The sequence below is a fragment of the Clostridium septicum genome (assembly GCF_003606265.1).
In the GTDB taxonomy this organism is placed as follows: domain Bacteria; phylum Bacillota; class Clostridia; order Clostridiales; family Clostridiaceae; genus Clostridium; species Clostridium septicum.
Window position 1 is genome coordinate 2,577,577 of sequence record NZ_CP023671.1, and the last position, 25,092, is coordinate 2,602,668.

The 25,092-nt window shown below is 27.7% G+C and carries 20 protein-coding genes and 1 pseudogene; 17 read left to right on the top strand and 4 right to left on the bottom strand.

Annotation, left to right across the window (positions count from 1 at the left end):
- Positions 1-26: 26 nt before the first annotated feature.
- The 7 genes from clpX (at position 27) to CP523_RS11915 (ending at position 7,785) form a co-directional block, all read left to right on the top strand.
- Positions 27-1,322, top strand: coding sequence for an ATP-dependent Clp protease ATP-binding subunit ClpX (gene clpX, locus CP523_RS11885; RefSeq protein WP_066673432.1), 1,296 nt, complete (start codon positions 27-29; stop codon positions 1,320-1,322).
- A gap of 188 nt (positions 1,323-1,510) precedes the next feature.
- The gene (gene lonB / locus CP523_RS11890) at positions 1,511-3,172 is read left to right on the top strand and encodes an ATP-dependent protease LonB (RefSeq protein WP_066673435.1); all 1,662 of its coding nucleotides are present in this window, start codon (positions 1,511-1,513) and stop codon (positions 3,170-3,172) included.
- A gap of 179 nt (positions 3,173-3,351) precedes the next feature.
- The gene (gene lon, locus CP523_RS11895; RefSeq protein ID WP_120140894.1) at positions 3,352-5,685 is read left to right on the top strand and encodes an endopeptidase La; all 2,334 of its coding nucleotides are present in this window, start codon (positions 3,352-3,354) and stop codon (positions 5,683-5,685) included.
- Complete coding sequence (gene yihA / locus CP523_RS11900) at positions 5,675-6,295, top strand: ribosome biogenesis GTP-binding protein YihA/YsxC (protein ID WP_066673440.1); 621 nt, start codon at positions 5,675-5,677, stop codon at positions 6,293-6,295. Before lon ends, yihA begins: the two co-directional genes overlap by 11 nt.
- A 162-nt stretch (positions 6,296-6,457) precedes the next feature.
- The gene (locus CP523_RS11905; RefSeq protein ID WP_066673441.1) at positions 6,458-6,841 is read left to right on the top strand and encodes a hypothetical protein; all 384 of its coding nucleotides are present in this window, start codon (positions 6,458-6,460) and stop codon (positions 6,839-6,841) included.
- 45 nt (positions 6,842-6,886) lie between these two features.
- Positions 6,887-7,126, top strand: coding sequence for a hypothetical protein (locus CP523_RS11910; RefSeq protein ID WP_083089356.1), 240 nt, complete (start codon positions 6,887-6,889; stop codon positions 7,124-7,126).
- Between the two features lie 110 nt (positions 7,127-7,236).
- Positions 7,237-7,785, top strand: a complete 549-nt coding sequence (locus CP523_RS11915) for a hypothetical protein (RefSeq protein ID WP_066673443.1) — start codon at positions 7,237-7,239, stop codon at positions 7,783-7,785.
- A 162-nt stretch (positions 7,786-7,947) separates the two neighbouring features.
- On the opposite strand, the gene CP523_RS11920 is transcribed toward CP523_RS11915, so the two are convergent.
- Positions 7,948-8,892, bottom strand: coding sequence for a hypothetical protein (locus CP523_RS11920; RefSeq protein WP_066673444.1), 945 nt, complete (start codon positions 8,890-8,892; stop codon positions 7,948-7,950).
- A gap of 122 nt (positions 8,893-9,014) precedes the next feature.
- Positions 9,015-9,422, bottom strand: coding sequence for a transcriptional regulator PerR (gene perR / locus CP523_RS11925; protein WP_066673447.1), 408 nt, complete (start codon positions 9,420-9,422; stop codon positions 9,015-9,017).
- Between the two features lie 336 nt (positions 9,423-9,758).
- On the opposite strand from perR, the gene CP523_RS11930 reads away from it, so the two are divergent.
- The 8 genes from CP523_RS11930 to CP523_RS11965 all read left to right on the top strand — a co-directional run bounded on the left by CP523_RS11930 (position 9,759) and on the right by CP523_RS11965 (position 19,819).
- Positions 9,759-10,091, top strand: coding sequence for a hypothetical protein (locus tag CP523_RS11930; RefSeq protein ID WP_066673449.1), 333 nt, complete (start codon positions 9,759-9,761; stop codon positions 10,089-10,091).
- Positions 10,092-10,223: 132 nt separating this feature from the next.
- Positions 10,224-11,447 (top strand): EAL and HDOD domain-containing protein, encoded by a 1,224-nt coding sequence (locus tag CP523_RS11935; protein ID WP_066673451.1) that lies wholly within the window; start codon positions 10,224-10,226, stop codon positions 11,445-11,447.
- A 113-nt stretch (positions 11,448-11,560) separates the two neighbouring features.
- Complete coding sequence (locus tag CP523_RS11940) at positions 11,561-11,776, top strand: hypothetical protein (protein WP_066673452.1); 216 nt, start codon at positions 11,561-11,563, stop codon at positions 11,774-11,776.
- A gap of 127 nt (positions 11,777-11,903) precedes the next feature.
- Positions 11,904-13,895, top strand: coding sequence for an ATP-dependent helicase (locus CP523_RS11945; protein ID WP_066673454.1), 1,992 nt, complete (start codon positions 11,904-11,906; stop codon positions 13,893-13,895).
- A 34-nt stretch (positions 13,896-13,929) separates the two neighbouring features.
- Positions 13,930-15,924: a cell division protein FtsA gene (locus tag CP523_RS11950; RefSeq protein ID WP_066673455.1), complete on the top strand. Its 1,995-nt coding sequence runs from the start codon at positions 13,930-13,932 to the stop codon at positions 15,922-15,924.
- Positions 15,925-15,954: 30 nt separating this feature from the next.
- Positions 15,955-17,160, top strand: coding sequence for a M20 metallopeptidase family protein (locus tag CP523_RS11955; protein WP_120140896.1), 1,206 nt, complete (start codon positions 15,955-15,957; stop codon positions 17,158-17,160).
- A 51-nt stretch (positions 17,161-17,211) separates the two neighbouring features.
- Entirely contained in the window at positions 17,212-18,180 is a 969-nt protein-coding gene (locus CP523_RS11960; protein WP_066673457.1) for an RluA family pseudouridine synthase, read from the top strand.
- A gap of 19 nt (positions 18,181-18,199) precedes the next feature.
- The gene (locus CP523_RS11965) at positions 18,200-19,819 is read left to right on the top strand and encodes a putative polysaccharide biosynthesis protein (protein ID WP_066673458.1); all 1,620 of its coding nucleotides are present in this window, start codon (positions 18,200-18,202) and stop codon (positions 19,817-19,819) included.
- A 34-nt stretch (positions 19,820-19,853) separates the two neighbouring features.
- Here the strand turns inward: CP523_RS11965 and spoVB are convergent, their stop codons facing one another.
- Positions 19,854-21,353 carry a stage V sporulation protein B gene (gene spoVB, locus CP523_RS11970; RefSeq protein WP_066673459.1) on the bottom strand — a complete coding sequence of 500 codons (1,500 nt, stop codon included), beginning with the start codon at positions 21,351-21,353 and terminating at the stop codon, positions 19,854-19,856.
- A gap of 189 nt (positions 21,354-21,542) precedes the next feature.
- On the opposite strand from spoVB, the gene CP523_RS11975 reads away from it, so the two are divergent.
- Positions 21,543-23,282 carry a sensor domain-containing diguanylate cyclase/phosphohydrolase gene (locus CP523_RS11975; RefSeq protein ID WP_066673460.1) on the top strand — a complete coding sequence of 580 codons (1,740 nt, stop codon included), beginning with the start codon at positions 21,543-21,545 and terminating at the stop codon, positions 23,280-23,282.
- Positions 23,283-23,340: 58 nt separating this feature from the next.
- Here CP523_RS11975 and CP523_RS11980 read toward each other — a convergent pair.
- Positions 23,341-23,640, bottom strand: a pseudogene (locus CP523_RS11980) (aminopeptidase); the annotation flags it as partial.
- Between the two features lie 131 nt (positions 23,641-23,771).
- Here CP523_RS11980 and CP523_RS11985 point away from each other — a divergent pair.
- Positions 23,772-25,061, top strand: a complete 1,290-nt coding sequence (locus tag CP523_RS11985; protein WP_120140897.1) for a PQQ-dependent sugar dehydrogenase family protein — start codon at positions 23,772-23,774, stop codon at positions 25,059-25,061.
- Positions 25,062-25,092: the final 31 nt, after the last annotated feature.

The window sequence follows — 25,092 nt, forward strand, 5'->3', positions numbered from 1 at the left end:
TATCTTAACCTGAGTGAGGTGAATTTATGGCTAAGTACGAAGATAAAAAACAACTTAAATGTTCTTTCTGTGGAAAAAGTCAAGAACAAGTAAAAAGATTAATAGCAGGACCTGGAGTTTATATTTGTGATGAATGTATAGATTTATGCTCTGAAATTATTGCAGATGAATTTGAAGAAAGTAGTGAATTAGATACCACAACACTTCCAAAGCCAAATGAAATAAAAAATTATCTAGATCAGTATGTTATTGGTCAAGAGAAGTCTAAAAAGGCTTTGTCAGTAGCTGTATATAATCATTATAAAAGAATTAGTTCAAATTTATCAGATGATGAAGTTGAATTACAAAAAAGTAATATACTTTTATTAGGACCAACAGGTTCAGGAAAAACACTTCTAGCTCAAACTTTAGCTAGATTTTTAAATGTACCATTTGCTATAGCTGATGCTACAACATTAACAGAAGCCGGTTATGTAGGTGAAGATGTTGAAAATATTCTTTTAAAGTTAATTCAAAATGCTGATTATGATGTAGAAAAAGCAGAAAAAGGAATAATATATATAGACGAAATAGATAAAATTGCTAGAAAATCAGAAAATCCATCTATTACTAGGGATGTATCTGGTGAAGGGGTTCAACAAGCTTTACTTAAAATACTAGAAGGTACTACAGCTTCAGTCCCTCCACAAGGTGGAAGAAAGCATCCACATCAAGAGTTTATACAAATAAATACTTCTAATATCTTATTTATTTGTGGTGGTGCTTTTGATGGAATTGACAAGATTATAGAAAAGAGAACTATGACGAGTTCTATAGGATTTGGAGCGGAGATTCAGTCTAAAAAATCTAAGGATATGGGTAAATTATTAAAAGATATAATGCCAGGAGATTTATTGAAGTTTGGTTTAATTCCAGAGTTCGTTGGTAGATTACCTGTAGTTGTAACTTTAGAATCATTAGATAATAATGCATTAATTAATATTTTAACTCAGCCTAAAAATGCTTTAGTTAAGCAATACTCAAAGTTATTTGAAATTGATAATGTTGAATTAGAGTTTACTGAAGATGCTTTAAAAGCTATTGCAGATGAAGCTATATCTAGAAAGACTGGAGCAAGAGGGTTAAGGTCTATAATAGAAGAAGTTATGGTTGAAATAATGTTTGATATTCCATCAGATGAAAGAGTATCTAAAGTTATAATCAATGCAGACTGTATTAAGTCAAAAAAATCACCGGAGGTTGTAAAATTGCCTGAAGGTGAAACTAGACCACAAATAAAACCTAAAAAGGTAAAACAAAGAAAAGGCATGGAAAGTGCATAATATAAAAATATCACTTAATTATGATTAAGTGATATTTTTTTGTTGAAAAAACGTGGGCAAATTTCCTTATTTTATAGAATAGTAACCTTTTATTAAGTTAATAATATTGATATAAGGTATTTGTTAAATATGTTACTTTTTTATAAATGAAGGGAGGAATGCATTTACAAAAGTAAATGCTTACGGGTATGACACAAGTTTTAATGGTTTTACAATTAATAACAATGGTAGTATTTATATTCTATATGATGAATAGCAATAAAAATACTAGAACAAATAAGGTGGTTATAGATAAAGAAAATACAAAAGAAATGGATAAGTTGGCCAAAATGAGAAGTGTGCAGCTAACACAGCCACTAACTGAAAAAAGTAGGCCATCTACATTTGAAGAGATAATAGGTCAGGAACAAGGAATAAAAGCTCTTAAGGCGGCTTTATGTGGGCCTAACCCACAACATGTAATTATTTATGGTCCGCCAGGTGTAGGAAAAACAGCTGCAGCAAGACTTGTCTTAGAAGAAGCTAAAAAAATGGCAAAATCTCCATTTAAGCAAGATGCTAAGTTTGTAGAAATAGATGCAACAACAATTAGGTTTGATGAAAGAGGAATAGCTGATCCGTTAATTGGTTCAGTTCATGATCCTATATATCAAGGGGCAGGTAATTTAGGTATAGCAGGAATCCCACAACCAAAGCCAGGAGCAGTTACTAAAGCTCATGGAGGAATGTTGTTTATTGATGAAATAGGAGAGTTACATCCTATAGAGTTAAATAAATTATTAAAAGTGTTAGAAGATAGAAAGGTTTTTTTAGATAGCTCATATTATAGCTCAGAAAATCCTAATATGCCTGATTATATTAAAGAAATATTCGATAACGGGTTACCAGCAGATTTTAGACTCATAGGGGCCACTACAAGAGGGCCTGAGGAAATAGTTCCTGCTATTAGGTCAAGGTGCGTTGAAATATTTTTTAGAGCATTACATCCAGATGAAATAAAATTAATAGCAAAGAATGCAGCTAAAAAAGTAAATCTAGAAATAGAGGATATAGGATTAAAAACAATTAGTAAATACTGTAGTAATGGTAGAGAAGTGGTAAATTTAATCCAATTATGTTCTGGAATTGCTATTAATGAAAATAGAAACAATATAACAATGAGTGATATTCAATGGGTAATTGAAAATGGGCAATATAATGAAATTCCTGATAAAAAGATAAAGGAAACTCCAGAAGTAGGAATGGTAAATGGTCTTGCAGTTCATGGAGCAAATATAGGAATGCTAATGGAAATAGAAGCAACGGCAAAAGAAGTAACTCATAGAAAAGGTGAACTTAAGGTAACTGGTATAATTGAAGAGGAGGAAATGGGAAATAATAATAGAAGAGTAAAAAGAAAAAGTACAGCATTTTCTTCAATTCAAAATGTATTAACAGTATTAAATAATATATTCGATTTGGAATGTGAAAAATACGATATACATGTAAACATACCAGGTGGTATTCCAGTAGATGGTCCTTCAGCAGGAATAACAATAGCAACAGCTATATATAGTGCTGTAAAGAGATTAAGTGTAGATAATGAAGTTGCAATGACGGGTGAAATAAGTCTTTTAGGAGGAGTAAAGCCTATAGGGGGAGTTTCAGCTAAAATACTAGCAGCTAAAAATTCAGGCGCAAAAAGGGTTATAATACCAATAGAGAATTGGAATGAAAAGTTTTCTAATATAAAATGTGTGGAGGTAATTCCAGTAAAGACATTGAAGGAAGTTATAAATATTGCAATTAAGTCTAAAATACATACAGAAGGTAATATAGACATATTATCAGCTGATGCAGAAAAATTATAATAAAAAAATTTTATTAGATATATAACTATAAAGAACAGTTTTAAAGTAACTTATTTATAGTTATATATCTTTTTTGTTATTTGAAATTAATTTGCTTTCTTAAGATTGAAAAAAATATAAATTATGTGTATACTATTAAAGTTACATACTATATATGTAATGGATGGAGGGGAATAAGCATGAATGAAAATAAAAATACTCTACCTTTAATTCCTCTAAGAGGAATTACAATTTTTCCTAATATGGTTATACATTTTGATGTAGGCAGAGAAAAATCTATTGCAGCTGTAGAAGCAGCTATGGAACAGCAAACAGATATATTCCTTTCAAGCCAAAAGGACCCTAATGTAGAAGAACCTGAATTTAATGATATACAGGAAATAGGAACCATATGTAAGGTAAAGCAACTCCTTAAACTTCCTAACAATATAATAAGAGTTTTAGTAGAAGGTATAGAAAGAGCTAAACTTGTAAGTGTGGAGGTAGAGGGAGAATATATTAAGTCTACTATAGAAAAGGTGCAAGAAGTACAGGATAGTGAAGATAAGGATATTGAAGCTTATGCTAAAATATTAAAAAAGAGTTTTAATAGATATATGAGAATCTCAGACGGAGGTAAGAGTTCTGGGGGAAACTTATTTGAACAAGTTAAAGACTATAGTGAATTAACTGATGTTATTGCATCTTATGTAATTATTGAAGAAGATAAGAAACAAGATATTCTTCAAGAGTTAAATATAATAAAGAGAATAGAAAAATTACTTTCTATAATAGAAAAAGAAATTGATATTATAAAGGTAGAGAAGAGAATTAGCAATAAGCTAAAAAATAGTATGGATAAGACTCAAAAAGAATACTATTTAAGGGAGCAAATAAAGGTAATACAAGAAGAACTTGGTGAAGATGACGAAGAAAAAAGAGAAATTACAAGATATGAAGAAAAAATAAAAAAGGTTAAATTACCTAAACTGGTTAAGGAAAAGGCTCAAAGTGAGGTTGCAAGACTTAAATCAGCAGGTAGTTCTTCTGAAGGTAATGTAATAAGAACATATTTAGATTGGATTCTAGATATTCCATGGAGTAAATCAACTAAAGACAATTTTGATATTAAAAAAGCAGAAGAAATTTTAAATGATGAACATTATGGACTTATAGAAGTAAAGGAAAGAATTATAGAATATTTAGCAGTAAAGCAATATACTAATAATTTAAAAGGGCCTATATTATGTTTAGTTGGGCCACCAGGAGTAGGAAAGACTTCCATAGCTAAATCTGTTGCGAAAGCAATAAATAGAAATTTCGTTAGGATGTCATTAGGTGGACTAAAAGATGAAGCTGAAATACGAGGACATAGAAAAACTTATGTTGGTGCTATTCCAGGAAGAATTGTATACTCTATGAAAGAAGCTAAGTCTAATAATCCATTAATGTTACTAGATGAAATAGATAAGCTAGGTTTTGATCATAAGGGAAATGTGGCGGATGCTTTATTAGAAGTATTAGATAGTGAACAAAATAATACATTTAGAGATCACTATTTAGAGTTAGATCTTGATTTATCTAAAGTAATGTTTATAACAACAGCAAATTCTTTAGATAATATACCATCTCCATTACTAGATAGAATGGAAGTTATAGAAGTATCAGGATATACCTATGAGGAAAAATTCCATATTGCTAAAAAGTATTTAATTCCAAAGATATTAAAAGAACATAAATTAAATGAAGAAAAATTTAAAATATCAGATGGCTCTATTAAAGAAATAATAAATAGTTATACTTGTGAATCAGGGGTAAGAAGTCTTGAAAGGGTATTAGCTAAATTAGTAAGAAAATCTCTTACAGAAATGATTAAGAAACAAAAAGAAATAACTAATATTACAACATCAAGAATTCAAAAATATTTAGGTGCTCCTATATATACTTATGACAAGAGAGAACATGAAGATAGAGTTGGTGTAGTTAAGGGTATGGCATGGACTGCTGCTGGGGGAGATACACTTCCAGTCGAGGCTGTTACTATGCATGGAACAGGTAAACTAGAGTTGACTGGACAATTAGGTGATGTTATGAAAGAGTCAGCTAAAATAGCATTTGGTTATGTAAGAGCTAATGCTGAAAAGTTTGGCATAAAAGAGGACTTTTATAAAAACACTGATATACACATACATTTCCCAGAGGGAGCAATTAAAAAGGACGGTCCTTCAGCAGGTATAACAATAACTTCCGCTATAGTTTCAGCTTTATCAAATAAAAAAGTAAGAAGTAATGTAGCAATGACTGGAGAAGTAACTTTAACAGGTAGAGTTATGCCAATAGGTGGATTAAAAGAAAAGTCAATAGCTGCCTTTAGAGCGGGAATTGATACTATAATAATTCCTAAAGAAAATGAAAAAGATATAATTAAAATACCTACAACTATTAAGAATAAGCTAAATATTATTACTGTAGAAGATGTAAAAGAGGTATTAAATAAAGTTATAATTGGAGTTGATACCATTGATGAAAATTAATAATTCTGAATTTATAATATCAGCAGTTAAAAGAAACCAGTATCCAGACACGGGTTTACCAGAAGTAGCCTTTGTAGGACGTTCAAATGTTGGTAAAAGTTCAATAATAAATGCGTTAACAAATAGAAGAAAATTAGCAAAAGTAAGTCAAACACCAGGTAAAACTAGATTAATAAATTTCTTTATGATAAATAATGGAGAGTTTTATCTTGTTGATTTACCAGGGTATGGATATGCAAAGGTTTCTAAGAAGGAGCAAGCAAGTTGGGGAAATACTGTAGAAACATATTTAACAGGAAGAGATCCGTTAAAAAGAGTTATATTATTAGTAGATTCAAGACATAAACCAACAAGTGATGATATACAAATGCATCAATGGATCAAGCATTTTGGATATGATGAAATTATTGTAGCTACAAAAAGTGATAAATTATCTAATAACGAATTGAGAAAAAGTGAAAAGGTAATAAGACAAACCTTAGAATTAGATTCAAGTGATAAACTATATTTCTTTTCATCATTAAATAAAAAAGGTAAGGATCAATTAGTGGAGAATTTATTTGGAGATTTAGTTTATAAAGAAGAAATAGAGGGAAATGTAGAAGAGTAATCTTGTTTGAACCTGTAGAAATATTTATTTCTACAGGTTCTTTCTTTTTATTTAAAAAAATAAACTTTTTAAATAAAAAGGCTGTGTCAATTTTTATTTTAGCTCATAGTATATAGTATAAACAAACAAAAAAAACTAAAAAATCCCAAGGAGGAGTAAATTATGGAAATGAATGAAATTCTAAATGGTTTAAATTCATGTGGATGTAACGATGGATCTACATCACAAGGGTCTTCACAATGTATTCCAAGCTTTGACAGTTGTTGTGGAAATGGTTGTGGCTTTGGTTCTTGGATATGGATATTATTAATCTTATTCTACAGTAATGGATCATGTATGTGGGGAAATAACGGATGCGGATGTGGATGCGGATGTGAATCTAAGAAATCATGTGGATGCTGTTGTGGAAATGGTTATGGAAATAACAATGGAAGCTGCTCATCATATTTATTCCTATTAGTTATCTTATTCTTATGTGCTGGTTGTGGCTTTGGTGGCTGTGGATCAGATAATGGTAACTTAGGTAACTTATTTGGATGCTGCTAATAAAAAACCTTATAAAAAACCTGAATTAAGGAAGGAGAGATAATTATGTCAAAAAGAAGATGTGAAAAGAAATGTGAATGTTGCTGTCAAGATGTTTGTTGCAACAATGGATGCGGGAATGTATTTAACGGATTAAATAGTTGCTGCTCACCTATAATATTCTTGTTAATCGCTTGTGGTTCAGGATTATTAAATAATTGTAGATCATATTTAATTATCTTATTATTCTTACTATGTGGTGGATCATTCAATAGTTTCTTTGGCGGAGACAATTGCTGCTGTTAGTATAGAAGATGGAGGGCCTGTGGCCCTCCAAAAAAATGCCTAAAAACATAAACATATTTATTGTAAGTACATATAATATGAGTATATACTAATTTATTAGGAGGAGCCAAATGTCAAAGAAAAAACATAGACATAAGGTAGAACAATGTGACTGTCCTAATTGTAGAAATAATCAAAAAAATAATCAAGGAAATAATAATCCTTTTGGTATAAATCCAGCACAATTAATGGGGTTGCTCGGAGGAATGGATATGAGTCAAATTGGAAATATGTTATCTTCTATGAGTAGGGATGGTTTTAATTTAAATAATCTAAATTTAGGTGCTATGCAGAATATGGCTGGAGGAAATAATAATGCTTCAGGAACAAATCAAGGTGGGTTTGATATAAGTGCTTTACAAAACATAATCTCTAAGGTAGGTAATGGAGCAGGATTAAATTTTAATAATTTGGATTTTGGTTCGTTGCAAAATATGATGGGGGGAAATAATGTAGAAAAAGAAGATAGAGAAGAGGATTTAACAAATGTTTTTGAAGATGATATAAGTATGGATGAAAACATAGAATTTTTAAGGAATATTAGGAGTATAGTAGATCCGAAGAGAGCTGACTTTATAGATAAAGTAATAGAAGCATATAATAATGGATCATTTAAATAAAATATTTAAAAGATTGAATGTATAAAAAAGGATGGAAGGGAAATAATATAAATGTACCGGAGAAGTATTCTCCTATAGCAAATGAAGATAAATCTTCATTATAGCTAAAACCCCCCATCCCCCTTTAGGCCGCTTTAAGCGGCCTTTTACTTTGTTTGTGTATTAATTATCTGAAAGAGTCTTTTTTATAGATGATATTTTGAAATTTTTATAATCATCTTTTTTTATAGTTATATATATAAGCGCTTCCTTTCTATTATTATCAGGATCTTGAATTTTAACTTGTTGGAAAGACAAGCACCAAATCAAAGATAGTACTTCACCACTTTCATCCCAATTAACATCATGGAAATAACCATTTTGAAAATCATATCTATAGGTTTCTTTATCAAGATTCCAAAGAAGACTCAATTCATTACTTGGTATTTCAGAAGTGAAGATATTCGGTGGATCTGATATTTCATATTGAACTTGTATCAAATCTATAAAAGATTGAACAGAATTAAGGCCAGGAACAATAGGCTTTGAAAAACTTATGTCTTTTAATACATCACCATTAAAAATATAAGCATTAGTTGAGTTATCACCTTTACTTGAAGATAAAGACAGAAATTTAGGGGTTCTAGAGTTAGTAGAATCTAAAATTCCTAAAATGTTATCAGTAGAACTATAAATATTATGAAAATTTTCATTTTGCCAAGTAAAGATGTAATTCACTGGTAAATTATCTTTAGAGCCACGTACTATTATTTCAGGTATTCCATCTCTAGATAAATCTAAGACATCAATTTTTAGTGGCCAATTATTACATATAGAAGCAATGGTCTCACAATCATTTTTATCCTTTAAAGTTAGTTCTTTATTTTTACCTTTAATTTTAATTATGTAATACCCTTTTTCTTTTTGTATTTCTATAGTTTCATTTTCTCCATCTCCATCAAAGTCTTGAGTAATACCATCTCCATTGGTTAAAGTGCTTAAAAAAGTAGTTGCAGTTTTTATATTTCTATTTAATTTATAAAATGAAAAAAATAACGTACAAATTACTACTAAAGCTACTAAAGATGATAAAATAAAATTTTTCTTTACTACTATGAATTTAGCCATATAATCACCTCATTAAAGTATATGAAGGAATTGTTATATAAATTCAAATTTCATGTAAAACATAATATTATAGATAATAAAAAAACCAGCAAATTTAATAAATAAATTTACTGGTTAAATAATTACTGACATTCTTTACAAATGCCATAAAAGAATACCTTATTTGATATAACTTTATAATCAGAGGCATCTTCAGCAGTTTTGTTCAAATCGTTAAATGATACATTTTCTAAGTCATCAACTTTACTGCAATTAATACATTGGATATGAGCGTGCTCACAAGGATTACCGTCATATCTAAAGTTTCCTTCGCCAACGTTTATTTCTTGAACTAACTCAACTTCTACTAAAGTTTTTAAAGCCTTATACACTGTAGCTAAACTCATAGTAGGATATTCTGGTTGAAGAGCTTTATAAATAGTTTCAGCAGAAGGATGTTCTTTTGTACTCATTAAGTACTTATAAACCGCTAGTCTTTGAGGAGTAAGTTTTAATTTTTTTTCTCTAAAGATAGAAGTTATATTGTCCATAATACACCATCCTTATATATTTTAAGTTAATTATATATTAAGCAATACCAAAAGTCAATTAATAATAAAAATAAACAAATAATAATTATTAATTGAATATATTGCTATTACCTAAATATTCAAAAAACTCTTGAATATTTAGGCAAAATATGTTAATATCGAAATAGATGTTAATGAATTAACAATAATGTCGATATTATTAAACAAAAGTATTAAAAAATACTTCAGCAACAATAATAATAACATAAATTTAACACATAATATATAATAAGAATTAAAAAAGTTGAAAAAAATATAAGTTTGTTGTACTTTTAGTCGACTTAAGGAGGAATATGAATGGCAAAATACAAAGTAGGCGATGAATTAATAGAAATAACAGATCCATCACAAGAAGCAAATAAGTTAAAGGAATTAACTTATCTTAACACTGATGGAGACTATGCACAAATTTCTTGGGGATTAAAAATAATTAATGTTGAATACGAAAAGCCATATGTAACATTAACATATAAGAATTTTAATGGAGAATTAAATAAAGTTTTTGCGGAATGCAGAGATATAGCAAATTTTGATAAAGAAAAAGTTTTAGAAAAAGCATTATTAAAAGCATTTACAAATGAAATAATTAATATTTCAGTAGTAAAAAATACAGGATGTAAGAGAGTATAGATTATAAATGTATTTCATAAAGAGTTTCTATTTTAAGAAACTCTTTTTTATTTTAGAAATAAACTACACAACTTTTAAAAAATTTTTCTTTAATGTATAATATTAAAAGAAATATAGCAAGTAGGAGTTTATATGGATATATTTATAGCCAGGCAAGCGATTTATAATAAAAATGAAAAAGTAGTTGCATATGAGCTGTTATATAGAAGTTCTTTAGATAATAAGTTTGATTCATCTGTTAAACCAGAAGAAGCTACATATAAAGTAATTCAAAATATATCCTCTTTTGGATTAGATAAATTAACTAATAATAAAATGGCTTTAGTTAATTTTCCGGAAGAAGTTATAAATAGTAATATGGCAACACTTTTACCTAAAGAAAAAGTAATAATAGAAGTACTAGAAAACGTTAAACCCACAAAAGAAGTAATTGATAATTTAAGATTCTTAAAAAGAAAAGGTTATTATGTAGCTTTAGATGATGTTAGCAATTTAAATCAAGTAATGAAATTTATAAATATAGTAGATATAATAAAGGTTGATTTTAAACTTTCTACTAAAGAAGAAAGAAAAGAAATTGCTAATTTCTTTATGAAAAATAATTTTAAGTTATATAATATAAAGTTACTGGCAGAGAAAATTGAAAGTAAAGCAGATTTTAAAGAGGCTATTGAGTTAAACTTTAAATATTTTCAAGGGTTTTATTTTAGCACTCCATCTGTAATTATAGGTGAAGATATAGCGGTTAGAAATATAACTATATTTAATGTTCTTATTGAATTATTAAAAGAAGAATTTGATTTAAGTAGAATAGAAAGTATAATAATTTCAGATGTTGCATTAAGTTATAAATTTTTAAGGTTTATAAATTCTGCATATTTTAGTTTTGTTCAAGAAATTGATTCTATAAGACAAGGAATAATGCTTATTGGAATGGAAGAATTAAGAAAATGGCTATCAATAGTTTCAGTTGTAGAGATGAGGTTAAGTAAAAGTGAAGAATATGCTAATAACACTGTTATAAGAGCCAAATTTTGTGAAGAAGTTATGGCTAAAATTAACTATAAAGAAAAGGGAAATGCATTTATGGTTGGTTTATTTTCAGATTTACATGTGATGATGAGAAAGGATATTCAAAGTGTTGTAGATGAGTTGCCAGTTAGTTTTAATGTGAAAGAAGCACTTTTAGGAAAAGATAATATACTAAGATATATATTAAATTTAACTTTAGCATATGAAGAACTTAATACAGATTTAGTCTATAAAATAAGTAATAGAGTTGGTTTAAATATAGATAATTTAGGTCAAATATATCTAAATACTATAGAATGGGCCAAAAGAATAAATACATATTAAAAAAAATACAGAAAATAATCTAATTACTTCCAAAACCATTTGATTTTATATGAAATTATATTATAATGAACTCATGGGTTCGTTTTCATATTTGGGTGTTGGGAGGAATAATTATGAGTAAGTGTCCATTTTGGTCAACAACAAGGGAGAAAGTAAGTTGTTATAATGAATGTCCTATGAACAAATCTATACAAGAAGATGAAATTTGTCCATTTAAAGAACATTTAACAACTAAATTAATTTATAAAGACATAATAAATGAAGATTATGCATATTCTCAAGATGAATACTTTGGGTATAATTTGACAGATAATATAATTAATTATTAAAAGGAGTGCACTTGCACTCCTTTATTATTATATAAAGTAATATAAGGTATTGTATAAATAAAAAATAATTACTACAATATAGGTGATTATGCTTTTAAATGGATATAAAAAATAAAGAGGGGATATAATGAAAATAAAGTTAGATAAATTTCAGCAAAAAGCTGTTTATATAAAAGAGAAAAACGTGTTAGTGGTAGCGGCTCCAGGATCAGGAAAGACAACTGTAATAATAAATAGAGTAAATCATTTAGTTGAAGATTTAAGAATAAGGATAGGAAACATAATAGTTATTACATTTACTAGAGCGGCAGCAGATAATATGAGAAATAGATATAAAAATATATTTAATTGTGAAAAGGCTCCTTTTTTTGGAACTTTTCATGGATTGTTTTATAAAATTTTGCTTAGAGAAGGATATAAAATTGAAATAATAGATGGTGGAATTTCTTATAGAATAATTAAAAATGTATTATCTAAGTATTCAGATGATGTAAATGATGATAAGGTAAAGGAAGTTTTAAATAATATATCTTATTTTAAAACATCCTTAAAGAACATGGAAGAATATAGGTCAACCTTATCAAAGGATATTTTTAAAGAATGTTTTTTACACTATGAAGAGTATAAAGAAAAGAATAATTTATGGGATTTTGATGATTTATCTATAACTGTATTTAAGCTCCTAAGAGATAATAAAAACATTCTAGATAAATATAAAGGTTTATTTAAGTATGTTTTAGTAGATGAATTTCAAGATTGCGATGATTTACAGATAAGTTTTTTAAAGTTAATAAATGATGGTAATGAATTATTTGCGGTAGGAGATGAAGATCAGTGTATTTATAGTTTTAGAGGCTCAAAACCCGAATATATGGTGAGTTTTAATAAAGATTTTAAAAATGGTAAGAAGATATATTTATCAATTAATTATAGAAGTAAACTAAATATAGTAGAATCATCTAAAAAGGTTATAGAATATAACTCAAAGAGAAATAAAAAAGAGATTATATCATTTAAAGAAAACATTGGATTGATAAAATATATAAGACCTTATGATGAAACTGAACAAGGAGAACAAATTGCTTCAGTAATAGAAAAAAGCAATGACAGAGTTGAAGAAAATTCAATTTTATACAGAACTAATATGGAGGCTAGAAGTATAATTGATATTTTTACTAGAAAAAGGATTCCATTCGTACTTTTAGACAAAGGATATAACTTTTTTGATCATTTCATATGTAAGGATATATTAAGTTATTTAAAACTAGCTATTAATTTAAATGATAAAGAAAGCTTTCTTAATATTATAAATAAACCATTTAGATATATAAGTAAAGATACTATATCATATATAAAATCCTCTTATGAATATAAGAATTCTTTTGATTTAATTATAGAAAAGAAAGATACTCCACCATATCAAGCAAAAAAGGTAGATGACTTAAGAAGGGATATTCAGTATTTAAGTAAGGTATCTTTGGGAAGTGCAATTCAAATTGTAATTTCAGAGCTTGGATATATCAACTATTTGAGAGAATATAGTGAGAGATATAATCAAAGTATTAGCGATTTGGAAGATATTTTGGAGGAATTTAAAAGTGCCGCCAAAGGATTTAAAACTATTATTGAACTATTAAATCATGTTGAGAAAGTTAAGGATCGAATAGAGGAAAGTAAGACAGAACAAAAGGGAGTGATACTTAGTACGATACATGGCGTAAAAGGAATGGAATTTAAAAATGTATTCATTATAAATTGTAATGAAGAAACAATACCACATAAATCGTCTATTGAAGAAAATATAGAGGAAGAAAGACGTTTATTTTATGTTGGAATAACAAGGGCAATAGATAACTTATATTTATATTCACCAAAAACAATAAGAGGTAAATTTAAAGATAGGTCTAGATTTATAAAAGAAGGGGAGTTTTCAAGTGAAAGCAAAGTAGAAAACTATGGCATAAATTTAGGTGATAGCATTTATCATAGAGCTTATGGTGAAGGTAAAGTTTTAGAGGTAAATGGCGATATTATAAGGATAGATTTTGGAGATTTTATTTCTAGGAGCTTTTCTTTAAAAGTATTAATGGAAAGTAATCTAATAATAATACTTAATTAATATTATTATTAAAAAAATAATTAATAAAGAGGTTATTGTTATGAAAAATATAAATATTAATAATATTAAATTTGCATTGGATATAGGAACACGTTCTATGATAGGAACAGTTTTAGAAGCTAAAGATGGCAAATTTCATGTTATATCTGAGAAGTACTTAGAACATGAAGAAAGAGCTATGGTAGATGGTCAAATTCATGATATAGATTTAGTTGCTAGAGGAGTATTTAAAATAGTATCTAGTTTAGAAGATGAGCTTAATATAAAGTTAAAGTCTGTATCAATTGCAGCAGCAGGAAGATTTTTAAAAACTGTAGATAGTAAAGGAGAAATGGTTGTAGATTCAGAAGAGGAAATAACAAATGATACTATAAGAAATTTAGAATTAATAGCTGTGAAGGATGCTGAAGAAAAAATAAATACAACTACAGATGGTAAGCTTTATTGTGTTGGCTATTCTGTATCAAGCTATTATTTAAATGGATTTGTTATTTCTAATCTTAGTGGACATAAAGGAGAAAATATTGCTGTAGATGTAATATCAACTTTCCTGCCAAGATCAGTTGTGGATTCTTTATATAGTGTTATGAAAAAGGTTGGTCTTACAGTAGAAAATTTAACTTTAGAGCCAATAGCTGCAATGGAAGCAATTATACCTAAAAATTTAAGACTTTTAAATATAGCTTTAGTTGATATAGGAGCAGGGACATCAGATATAGCTATAAGTTCAAAGGAAAAAATTTCTGCTTATGGTATGGTACCACAAGCTGGAGATGAGGTTACTGAAGTTATAGCGCAAGAATGTTTAGTAGATTTTAATTTAGCGGAGGTAATAAAGAAAAAGATAAATGTTGAAGAGGAAATTACATATTTAGATATACTTGGATTAGAAAATACTATTAGAAGTGAAGATTTAAATAAGGTTATAAAGCCTGTAGTTAAAAAAATTGCTGAAAGTATATCAAGTAAGATTATAGAGTTAAATGGGAATAAAACGCCAAGTGCTTTGTTTTTAGTTGGAGGAGGGGCCCACACTCCAGGATTATTAGAAGAAATAACTGAACAGTTGAATATGCCGATTAATAGAGTTGCTATTAAAGATAGAAAGTCTGTTGTTGATTGTGTTAGTAATGATGATTTAGGTTCCGAAGGGGTTACTGTATTAGGAATTGCACTAGTAGCAGCAAAGAATAATGGTAACGACTTTATAGATGTGATTCTAAACAAGACTCCAATAACTATGTTTAATACTAAGGAACATAAAATAATGGATGTACTATTACAAGCTGAAATTAATCCGGTTATGCTTATAGCAAAAAGTGGGAAAAATGTAAAATATACAATTAATGGAACTAAAAGAATAGCTTTTGGAGAAAAGGGAGAAAGCCCTATTATAAAATTAGATGGGAAAATAACAAGTATAGAAAGTAAGGTTTGTGAAGGGTCTAATATAGAAATAGCTTTTGCTAAAAATGGTAGAGATGCAAAACCTAAAATAAAGGAACAAATAAAGACTTTTAATAGTATAAGTATTTATATAGATGAAAATATAATTAATATTGATACAATTGCATTTATAAATGGAAAATTTGTAAGTCTAGAGTCAGAAATAAAAGATGGAGATGAAGTTAAATTAATATTACCAAGAAAAATTGGAGATATAAAAAAATATATAATTAAGAAAGAACTATCTATTTATAAAGATGATAAAGAAGTAAATGATTATTATGAAGTTTCTGATGGAGAAAGATTTTACACTAAAGATATAAGTAAAGTAGAAGATTCAGATAAAACAGAAGTAGTAGAGAAAATAGAAATAGAAGAGAACAATAAAATAGGTATAGTTGTAAATGGAGAGAAAATATTTTTGAAAAAAGATACTGAAAATATGTTTATAAATATATTTAACTATATAGATTTTGATTTAGAGAATGCTAAAGGGATAATAAATCTTAGAATAAATGGTAATGAGGCAAAGTTTACAGATTCTTTAAAAGATGGAGATAAAATAGAGATATTTTGGAGTTAAAGATGTCTATAATAAAAAGGGGGCTTAATTATGGACTATTTTAAAGAGCAAGTATTAAGTATTAAAAATGAGCTTATATCAATAAGAAGGGATATTCATGAAAATCCAGAGCTTGGAATGGAAGAGTATAGAACATCAAGTAAGATAAAAGAATTTTTAAAAGCAGAAGGTATTGATTTTAGAGAGGTTTCAAAAACTGGAGTTTGTGGAATAATAAAAGGAAATAAAAAAGGTGAGAATTTAAAAACTATAGCATTAAGAGCTGATATTGATGCATTACCAATATTAGATAAAAAGACATGCTCCTATGCATCTAAAGTTAAGGGTAAAATGCATGGTTGTGGTCATGACGCCCATACAACAATACTTTTAGGATGTGCTAAAATTTTAAATAGAAATAGGCATTTATTTAATGGAAATGTAAAATTTTTGTTTGAACCAGCAGAAGAGACTGTAGGTGGAGCAAGGTTTATGATTGATGAAGGTGTTTTAGAAAATCCTAGAGTGGATGCAATTTTAGGTTTACATGTAGAAGAAACTTTAGAGTGTGGTAAGGTAATGGTCAAAAAAGGTGTTGTTAATGCTGCATCAAATCCATTTAAGATATTAATAAAAGGATCAGGTGGACACGGAGCTTATCCACACACAACAGTTGATCCAATAGTAATAGCAAGTACTGTTATTATGTCTCTTCAAACGATAGTTAGTAGAGAAATAGATGCTAATCATCAGGCTGTAGTAACAATTGGATCTATACATGGAGGAACTGCTCAAAATGTAATACCAGAAGAAGTTATAATTAAGGGAATTATAAGAACTATGTATAAAGAAGATAGGGAATATATAAAGAGAAGGATTCAAGAAATAGTAGAAGGAATATGTAATTCATCAAGATCCACATGTAATATAGAAATAGAAGATTCATATCCAAGTCTTTGGAATAATGATTATATGGTGAATTTATTTCAGGACACTTCTAATAAAGTTTTAGGTGAAGAAAATATTGTAGTTCAGAAGAATCCTAAAATGGGAGTTGAAAGTTTTGCATATTTTGCAAATGAGAGGCCAAGTGTTTTTTATTTTCTAGGATCTTTAAATAAAGAAAAAAATATTATATATCCAGCGCATAGTAGCTTATTTGACATTGATGAAGATTGTTTGACTATAGGAGTAACAATGCAATGTGAGTTGGTTCTTCAATATTTGACAAGAAGTGAATTTAATATTAATCTATAACAATGGGGAAAATATAGTTTGAAATAGAAAAAAACACTAGGAGTGATTAGTTTGATAATAGGAATAGGCACGAATGAGGCAGGTCAAAGATTAGATAAGTTTTTAAGAAAATTATTAAAGGATGTTCCTTTAAGTAAGATCTTTAAGGCACTAAGAAAAGGTGACATAAGAGTAAATGGAAAAAAACAAAAGGAAAATTATTCACTACAATTAGACGATATTGTAGAAATAAGATACATTCAAAGTAACAAAGAAAAATCAAAGCCGAAATTTATAAAAGTTGAATCAGGCGGATTAAAAATAACTTATGAGGATGAAAATCTTTTAGTGGTTGAAAAATGGCCAGGTGTTTTAGTTCATCCAGATCAAAAAGGTCATGAAGCAACATTAACAGATTATGTTTTATCATATTTAAATGAAAAAGGTGATTATCTTCCAGAAAGTGAAGTAACATTTACTCCAGCATCATGTAATAGATTAGATAGAAATACTTCCGGTATAGTTATTTTCGGAAAAACTTTTGAAGGCTTAAGGGAATTAAATGAAATAATTAGAGAAGGTAAAGTTGACAAGTACTATAATGCTTTAGTTAAGGGTAAAATTAAAGATGGATTATATAAGGGATATATACTAAAAAATGAAGAAGTTAATATATCAAAAGTATATGACGACAATGTTCCAAACTCAAAGGAAATAGCTATGGAAGTTAAGACTGTACAAACTAATGGAGCATACTCATTATTAGAGATAAATTTAATAACAGGAAGAAGTCATCAAATTAGGGCTCACTTAGCACAACTTGGAACACCTATTATAGGAGATAATAAATACGGAGATAGAAAGTTAAATTCATTTTTCTCAAATAAATTTGGATTAGAGTGTCAATTCTTATATGCATATAAATTAATATTTAGAAATACTGATGGAAAGTTAAGCTATTTAAAGAATAAAACTATAGCAGAAAGTTTGCCACCAATATTTAAAAAGATAAAGAAGGATGTATTCAAATTTTCAATATAGAGTATAAAAGGGGATCAATATGGAAGAGAGAAATGCCGGGAGAGGCTTTTTAATATTATCTATAGCTGGTTTAGTTGGAAAGTTACTTTCAGCTATCTATATGCCGTTTTTAAGAGGGATAATAGGCGTAGAAGGCTATGGTATATACCAAGCAAGTTATGATGTTTTTATATTTATATTTGCAGTAACAAGCTTAGGGACTCAACCTGCTGTTACTAAGGTTGTTACTGAGCTTAGAGCTATTGGTAATCATAAAGATGCATTAAGAGCAATGAAACTTGCAAGAAGATATTTAGCTATAATAGGAACTATAGTTACTATATTATTTATGGTGTTTGCATTTAATATAGCTAATATTGTTAATTCACCTAGATCGGGATTAGCACTTTTTATTTTAGCTCCTACTATTGTGTTATCAGCTATACTATCTTCATATAGAGGATATATACAAGGTATAGAAGATATGAATACCTTAGCTATATCACAAGTTTTAGAGCAAATAATAAATGTAGTGTTAAGTTTACTGTTTGCGTTTTTACTTGCAAAATTCAGTTTAGAATGGGGAAGTGCAGGAGGAACAGTTGGTACATCTATAGGAGCTTTAGTTGCAATAATCTTTATAATATTTATATATGAAAAAAGAAATTATGAAGATGAAGCAATTATTAGTGATGTCTCAACTAAAAGAGTAAGTGATAGGACTATACTAAGAAAACTTATAACATATGGTCTTCCTATAACATTAGTTGCAGGTATGCAAAATGCTGCAGGTATTATAGATGTAATTAATGTTAATGGCAGATTACTATATGCTGGTTTTTCAGCATCAGAGGTAGAAGGTCTATACGGTATACTAGGAAGTTATAAGACATTAATATATGTACCTTTAACAATAGTTACTGCTTTAGGAACAGCTATTTTTCCTAAAATAATTCAAGCTTTTGTAGAGAGAAACAAAAGGGAATTAAAAAAGCAAATGAGTTATTCTTTTAGAATAACTTATATGATAACTATACCAGCTACGTTTGGATTAGCTATTTTAGCAGAACCTATTTATAGATTCTTATTTGGAACATCACAAGGATATGAACTTTTATTGTATGGTTCATGTGTTTTAATATTTATGTCAATAACAACTATTCAAAATACAATACTTCAAGGGATTAATAAATTGTATTTAATATTATTTACTGCAGGATTAGGTATAGTAATAAAATTTGCAGCAAATTACTTTCTTGTTGGAATTAAAGAAATAAACATATTGGGAGCTGTAATAGGTAATTTACTTGCATTTTTAGTTCCCACAATAATTAATCATAGGCAATTAACCAGATTTTTTAAAGTAAAGATTCCGATAATAAAGCAAGCAATAGTTCCATTAATATCATCAATAATTATGTCTTTTGTCATATATGCAATAAAGGTACCTATTATAAGATCTATAGGAATAATTTCTGTAGGAACATTAGCAACTAGAATTTTAATAGGTTTAGCAACATTTTTATTAGTAAGCATAGGTGGTATAGTTTATTTATACATAATGGTTTATTTCGGTGGAATAAGAAAAAAAGATTTAGATATGATTTCACCTAAATTATATAAATTTATGCCAAGAAGTATTAGAAGACAGCTAATATAGAAAGGTGAGCTCTATAGTTAAGGGCTCACCTTTTTTAATCTTCTATAACTCCGAAGAAGCTTAATATAGCAAATATTCCAAAAGATAAAAGACATATAATAATATTTTTAATTATAAACAAATCTTTTAAAAGTGTATTTGCCAATAGGTTTAAAAGCATAAAAACAAGTACTGAAAGTAATAAAAATATAGTTATATTAGTTTTTGATAAATTTAAATCTAAATGTTTTTTTACTTCATGAAGATTAATTATAAGACTTAAGGTTGAAGTTATAAACATTGTTATTGCATAACCTAATATGTTTATATTTGGAATAGAAGTAAATATAAATAGTGATATAAGTTCAACAGATGCAACTATAAGAGAATTTCTTAAAATAATCCCTTGCCTATTTAACCCGTTAAGAATTCCAAACATTGTAGTTGATGTAAATAAAATAGGTGCACAAAGAGAACTTATTTTTATATAAGTACCTAAATCATCTCTATTATAGAACATGTTGCCTAAAGAGTCTGGAATTATATTACAAATTATTGTAGTAGCAAGTCCAAGTAGAAATGCAATTTTCATTACTTTTTTTATTCTAACACATGCATTATAATAATCTCCTTTACTTAATGTTTGTGATAAATCTGGTATTATAAGAGAGTTTATAGAACTTACAACAATCATAGGAAAGCTAATGATAGTTAAAGCCATCCCAGTAAATTTACCTATTAAGCCTAAAGCAGTTGAATAGTCAAATCCTGCAACCATCAAACGTCTAGGAACTATTAATGTAGAAGCTGTTGCAAATAAGTTTCCTAAAAATCCATTTATACAAAGAGGAAATGCAATTATAAAAACATTAAACAATAATTGTGAGGCTCTTTCAGGTTTATCACGTGTAATTGGGGTTTTCTTAGATATATGCCTATAATAGCCAAAAAGTAATAATAAACTTTGAAGTTCTCCAATTGCTAAAGAAACATATGCTAAAGTTACTAAACCCTCTAGTGTTGTTGTTTTAAACATAAATATTAATAGGGCAAGGGTTAATACTCTCATTGCTTTTTCTAAAATATCAATAAGAGAGGGCAGTGTTATTTTAGAGACTCCATAAAAATACCCTTTTAAAATATTAGATAATGCTATAAAAACCATAGCAGGGCAAGTAACTCTTATAGCATTAACTGTTCTTACATCATTTACTCCATATTTACTTATAATTGGAGAGAAAAGAAAAACAATAACTCCTATGATAACAGCCCAAATAATATTGAATATAGCAACTGATCTCATAGTTTTCTTTATGTTGTTATACTCTCCTTTTGCACTATATACAGCTGATACTTGAGAAATAGCAGCTATAATACCTGCCGTCATCAAACAAATAAACAAATTATAAACGGGCATAACTAAGCTATATAATCCCATTCCTTTAGGTCCTATAAGATTAGATAAATATATTGAAAATATAAAGCCGAGAATTCCGGTTGTTATATTTGATGTAGTAAGTAAGAATGAGTTTTTAACAAAATTATCTTTTCCCAAAGCAATTCACTCCTTTAATCACATTTATATTTATTCTTACAAATAGAAAAATATGATATTAGTTTAAAATTGAAAATATAAGATTAAATTAAAATATTAAATTAAATAATTTATATATTTTAATTTAATTTTAATGTATAATATCTTAAAAAAGGTTGAAATATTTGTAGAAAAAAAGGGATGTATGTAATGAATATATATGAAATGTTTATTGAAAATGTACCTTGGCCAATTTGGATAGAAGATTTAGAATCTAGAAGTATATTTTTAAATAATGAATATAAAAAAAGATTCATCAAAAAATCTAATAAAACAGATGAAAATATTTTAAATGAGCAATTATTAAATAAATATAAAGAAGAAGCAAAAAAAAAGGTATTACTAGGAGAAGTAGTTTCTAAAGAGTGCTTTGTAGATGATAAATTTATGAAATATTATGTTATTCCTCTTGAAGGTGAAAATAAAATTGTTAAAGCTATAGCAGGCGTAATTATAGATATAACAAATAGTGAAGAAGAAGCTTTAAAGTTAAATAATAAAAAGGGGATATTAAGTACAATTATAGATTCATTACCAGAATCTATATTTTATAAAAATAATAAATTGCAATTTATTGGATTTAATAAGAGCTTTGAAGATTTTTTTATTAAAAGAGGTATTAAAGAAATAAAAGGAAAAAATGATTTTGAACTAGGATTTAATGATGATATAGCATCAGAATTTGTTAGACAAGATAAGGAAGTAATGAAAGAAAAAAAGATGAAATATTTTGAAGTATCAATTAATGATTCTGAAAATAAAAGAATAGAGGAAATTTTAAAAGTTCCAGTTATAAATGATAATGGTAATGTTTTAGGGATTGTTGGATTATCTAGAGATGTAACTGAGAAAAAATTATTAGAGGAGAAATTAAGGTATTTAAGTTATACAGATGCTTTAACAGGTTTATATAATAGAAGTAGTTTTGAAGAGAAAATAAAAGAATTAGATTATAGTGAATATCTGCCTTTAGGAATAATAATGGGAGATGTGAATGGACTAAAGCTTGTGAATGATACAATAGGTCATTTGGAAGGAGATAAACTTTTAATAAGCATATCAGAAGTTTTAAAACAAGTATGTAAAGATATAGGCTATATTTTTAGATGGGGAGGAGATGAGTTTATAATTTTACTTCCAAATCATAATGAAAAGCAGTGTGAAGGTATTATAAAAGAAATTATTATTCAATGTAAAAACCATAAATACGATTTTATACAGTTAAGCATGGCTTTAGGAAATGTAATTAGGGAATCACTAAAAGAAGATATTTATCATTGTATTAGATTGGTAGAGGAGCGAGTATATAGTAAAAAACTGTTAGAGTCGAAAAGTATAAAAAGCTCAATTTTAAATTCATTTAAAAAGAGTTTAGAGTTCAAGAGTATAGAAACAGAAGCTCACACTAAAAGAGTTATTAAATATTCAACTGAGATAGGAAAAAGACTAAACTTTACATTATCTCAATTAGAAGAGCTTACTTTAGTTGCTCAATTTCATGAAATAGGTAAGATAGGTATTAAAAAAGAAATATTACTAAAACAAGGTGCTTTAACAAAAGATGAAATTGAAATAATGAAAACACATGTTGAAAAAGGATATAGAATAATAAACGCAGCTAATGAACTATCTCATATAGCTAACAGTGTGTTAACTCATCATGAAAGATGGGATGGTATGGGATACCCTTTAGGATTAAAAGAAAAAGAAATTCCTTTAATGGCTAGAATTGTTGCAATAGCAGATTCTTATGATGTTATGGTTATGGGAAGGACATATAAAAAAGCTATAAAAAAAGAAGAGGCAGTAAAAAAATTAAAAGCTGAAGCTGGAGTAAAATTTGATCCTGAAGTAGTATCAGTATTTTTAGAATATATAAAATCAAATTAGATAAAAGGAATAATATAGATAATTTTTTGAATATCTATATTATTCCTTTTAGTATATATTAAGCTAGATTTTCAGGGTTTAAACAGTATAATTCAGGAATAATAAATACTCCATCTTTTCTAATTAGAATATCATCAAAATAGATTTCTCCACCACCAAATTCGCCTATATATGTAGCACCATCATCAGTATTAAATATGTCATTTAGTTTTTCACTATTATTAGCCGCAGTTTTGATTATTTTTTCATCTTTAAATTCAAATCTTATATTATCAAAAGTAAAACCATTATAAACGGCAGGAGTATTATATGTTATATAACCATTTACTGAGTTTTTAACAGGGGCAGAATAAACCTCTCTATAGTAACACCTTCAAAATTTTAAGATATTTCCGTAATATTAGAATTTATTATAATTTCAAACAATACAGTAATATTTTACTTATTATTAAATATAAATTAATCATAAGGGAGAGAGGAGGAGATATAATGAAACACTTTATAAAATTTTTAATAATATCGATTTTAATTGTAACTTGTGCATTTGGTATTTTTAAATTAACAAATAAATATGATTTAGATGTAATATATAAAAATATAGATTGGTCTATAACCCTAAAGGGGTGTAACGGTGCAAAAAGTTTTGATTTTGATAAAGATGGAAATTTATACATAGCTTTTAAAGATACTATAAGAATAATAAATAAAGATGGCAAGGATGAGGTGATAATAAATGAAAATTCATTTGATATTTTAGATATATTATGGAGTGAAGATAAGCTTTTTATAGCTACAGGCAATAGAGTTATACAATATGATCCTAAAATACATGAAAGTAAAGATTTAATTACTGAAATACCTAATAAGGGAGAAAATAAAAATATACAATTATTATGTGATGGAAAAACTTTGTACTTATCTGTCGGAAGTAACACAAATTCTGGAATAGTATCAGAAAAAGGACAGCCAGAAGATCTTTCAACAATACAATGGATATTATCAGGAAAAAATTGTGGTGAAGTTCAGACGGGACCATTTTCACCATACTCTGTAACAGTGGAAAAGGGAGAAAAAACTAAGGAAGGGGTAATAGGAAATGCTTCTATAATTGCTTATGACTTAAAGAAAGGAGAAACATCTATATTTTCCCATGGAATTAGGAATATTAAAGGATTTGATATAGATAGCACAGGTAAGTTAAAGGGAATAGTTGGAGGAATGGAAGATAAAGGGCTAAGACCTATTAAGAATGACAAAGATTATATATACGAATTTAAAAAAGGTGCATGGTATGGATGGCCAGATTATAGTGGTGGTGATCCTATTACTTCTCCAAGATTTACAGATAATGAAAAGATAGATTTTTTAATTGAAAATCATCCAGTTAAAACTCCTGCTGCACCTTTATATCAACATAAAGATATAAACTCTTTAAATGGATTTGCTATTGATAAAGAAGGTAGATTTTTTTTAAAAGATACAATGATATTTGCAGACAATAAGAAAGGTTCCTTATATGCTCGTACTGATGAAGGGGTATTAAAAGAATTGATTGATTTAGGTGAAAATAGTTATGTTGAAAAAGTAAAATTTTATGAAGATGGATTTTTTATTTTAGATAGTAGATTAGGGTGTTTGTACAGGTTAGAGACTATAAATAATGGTAGTTTATTTAATCTTCCTAAAGTAGTTTGGATATTTGCAATTGGTTTTTTGATAGTTTTAGTAATGTGTTTAGCATTTAAATTTAATAATAAGAAAGTAGTAAATAAAAAATAATGTTTTAAAAGAGAGTATATAATTTATTATA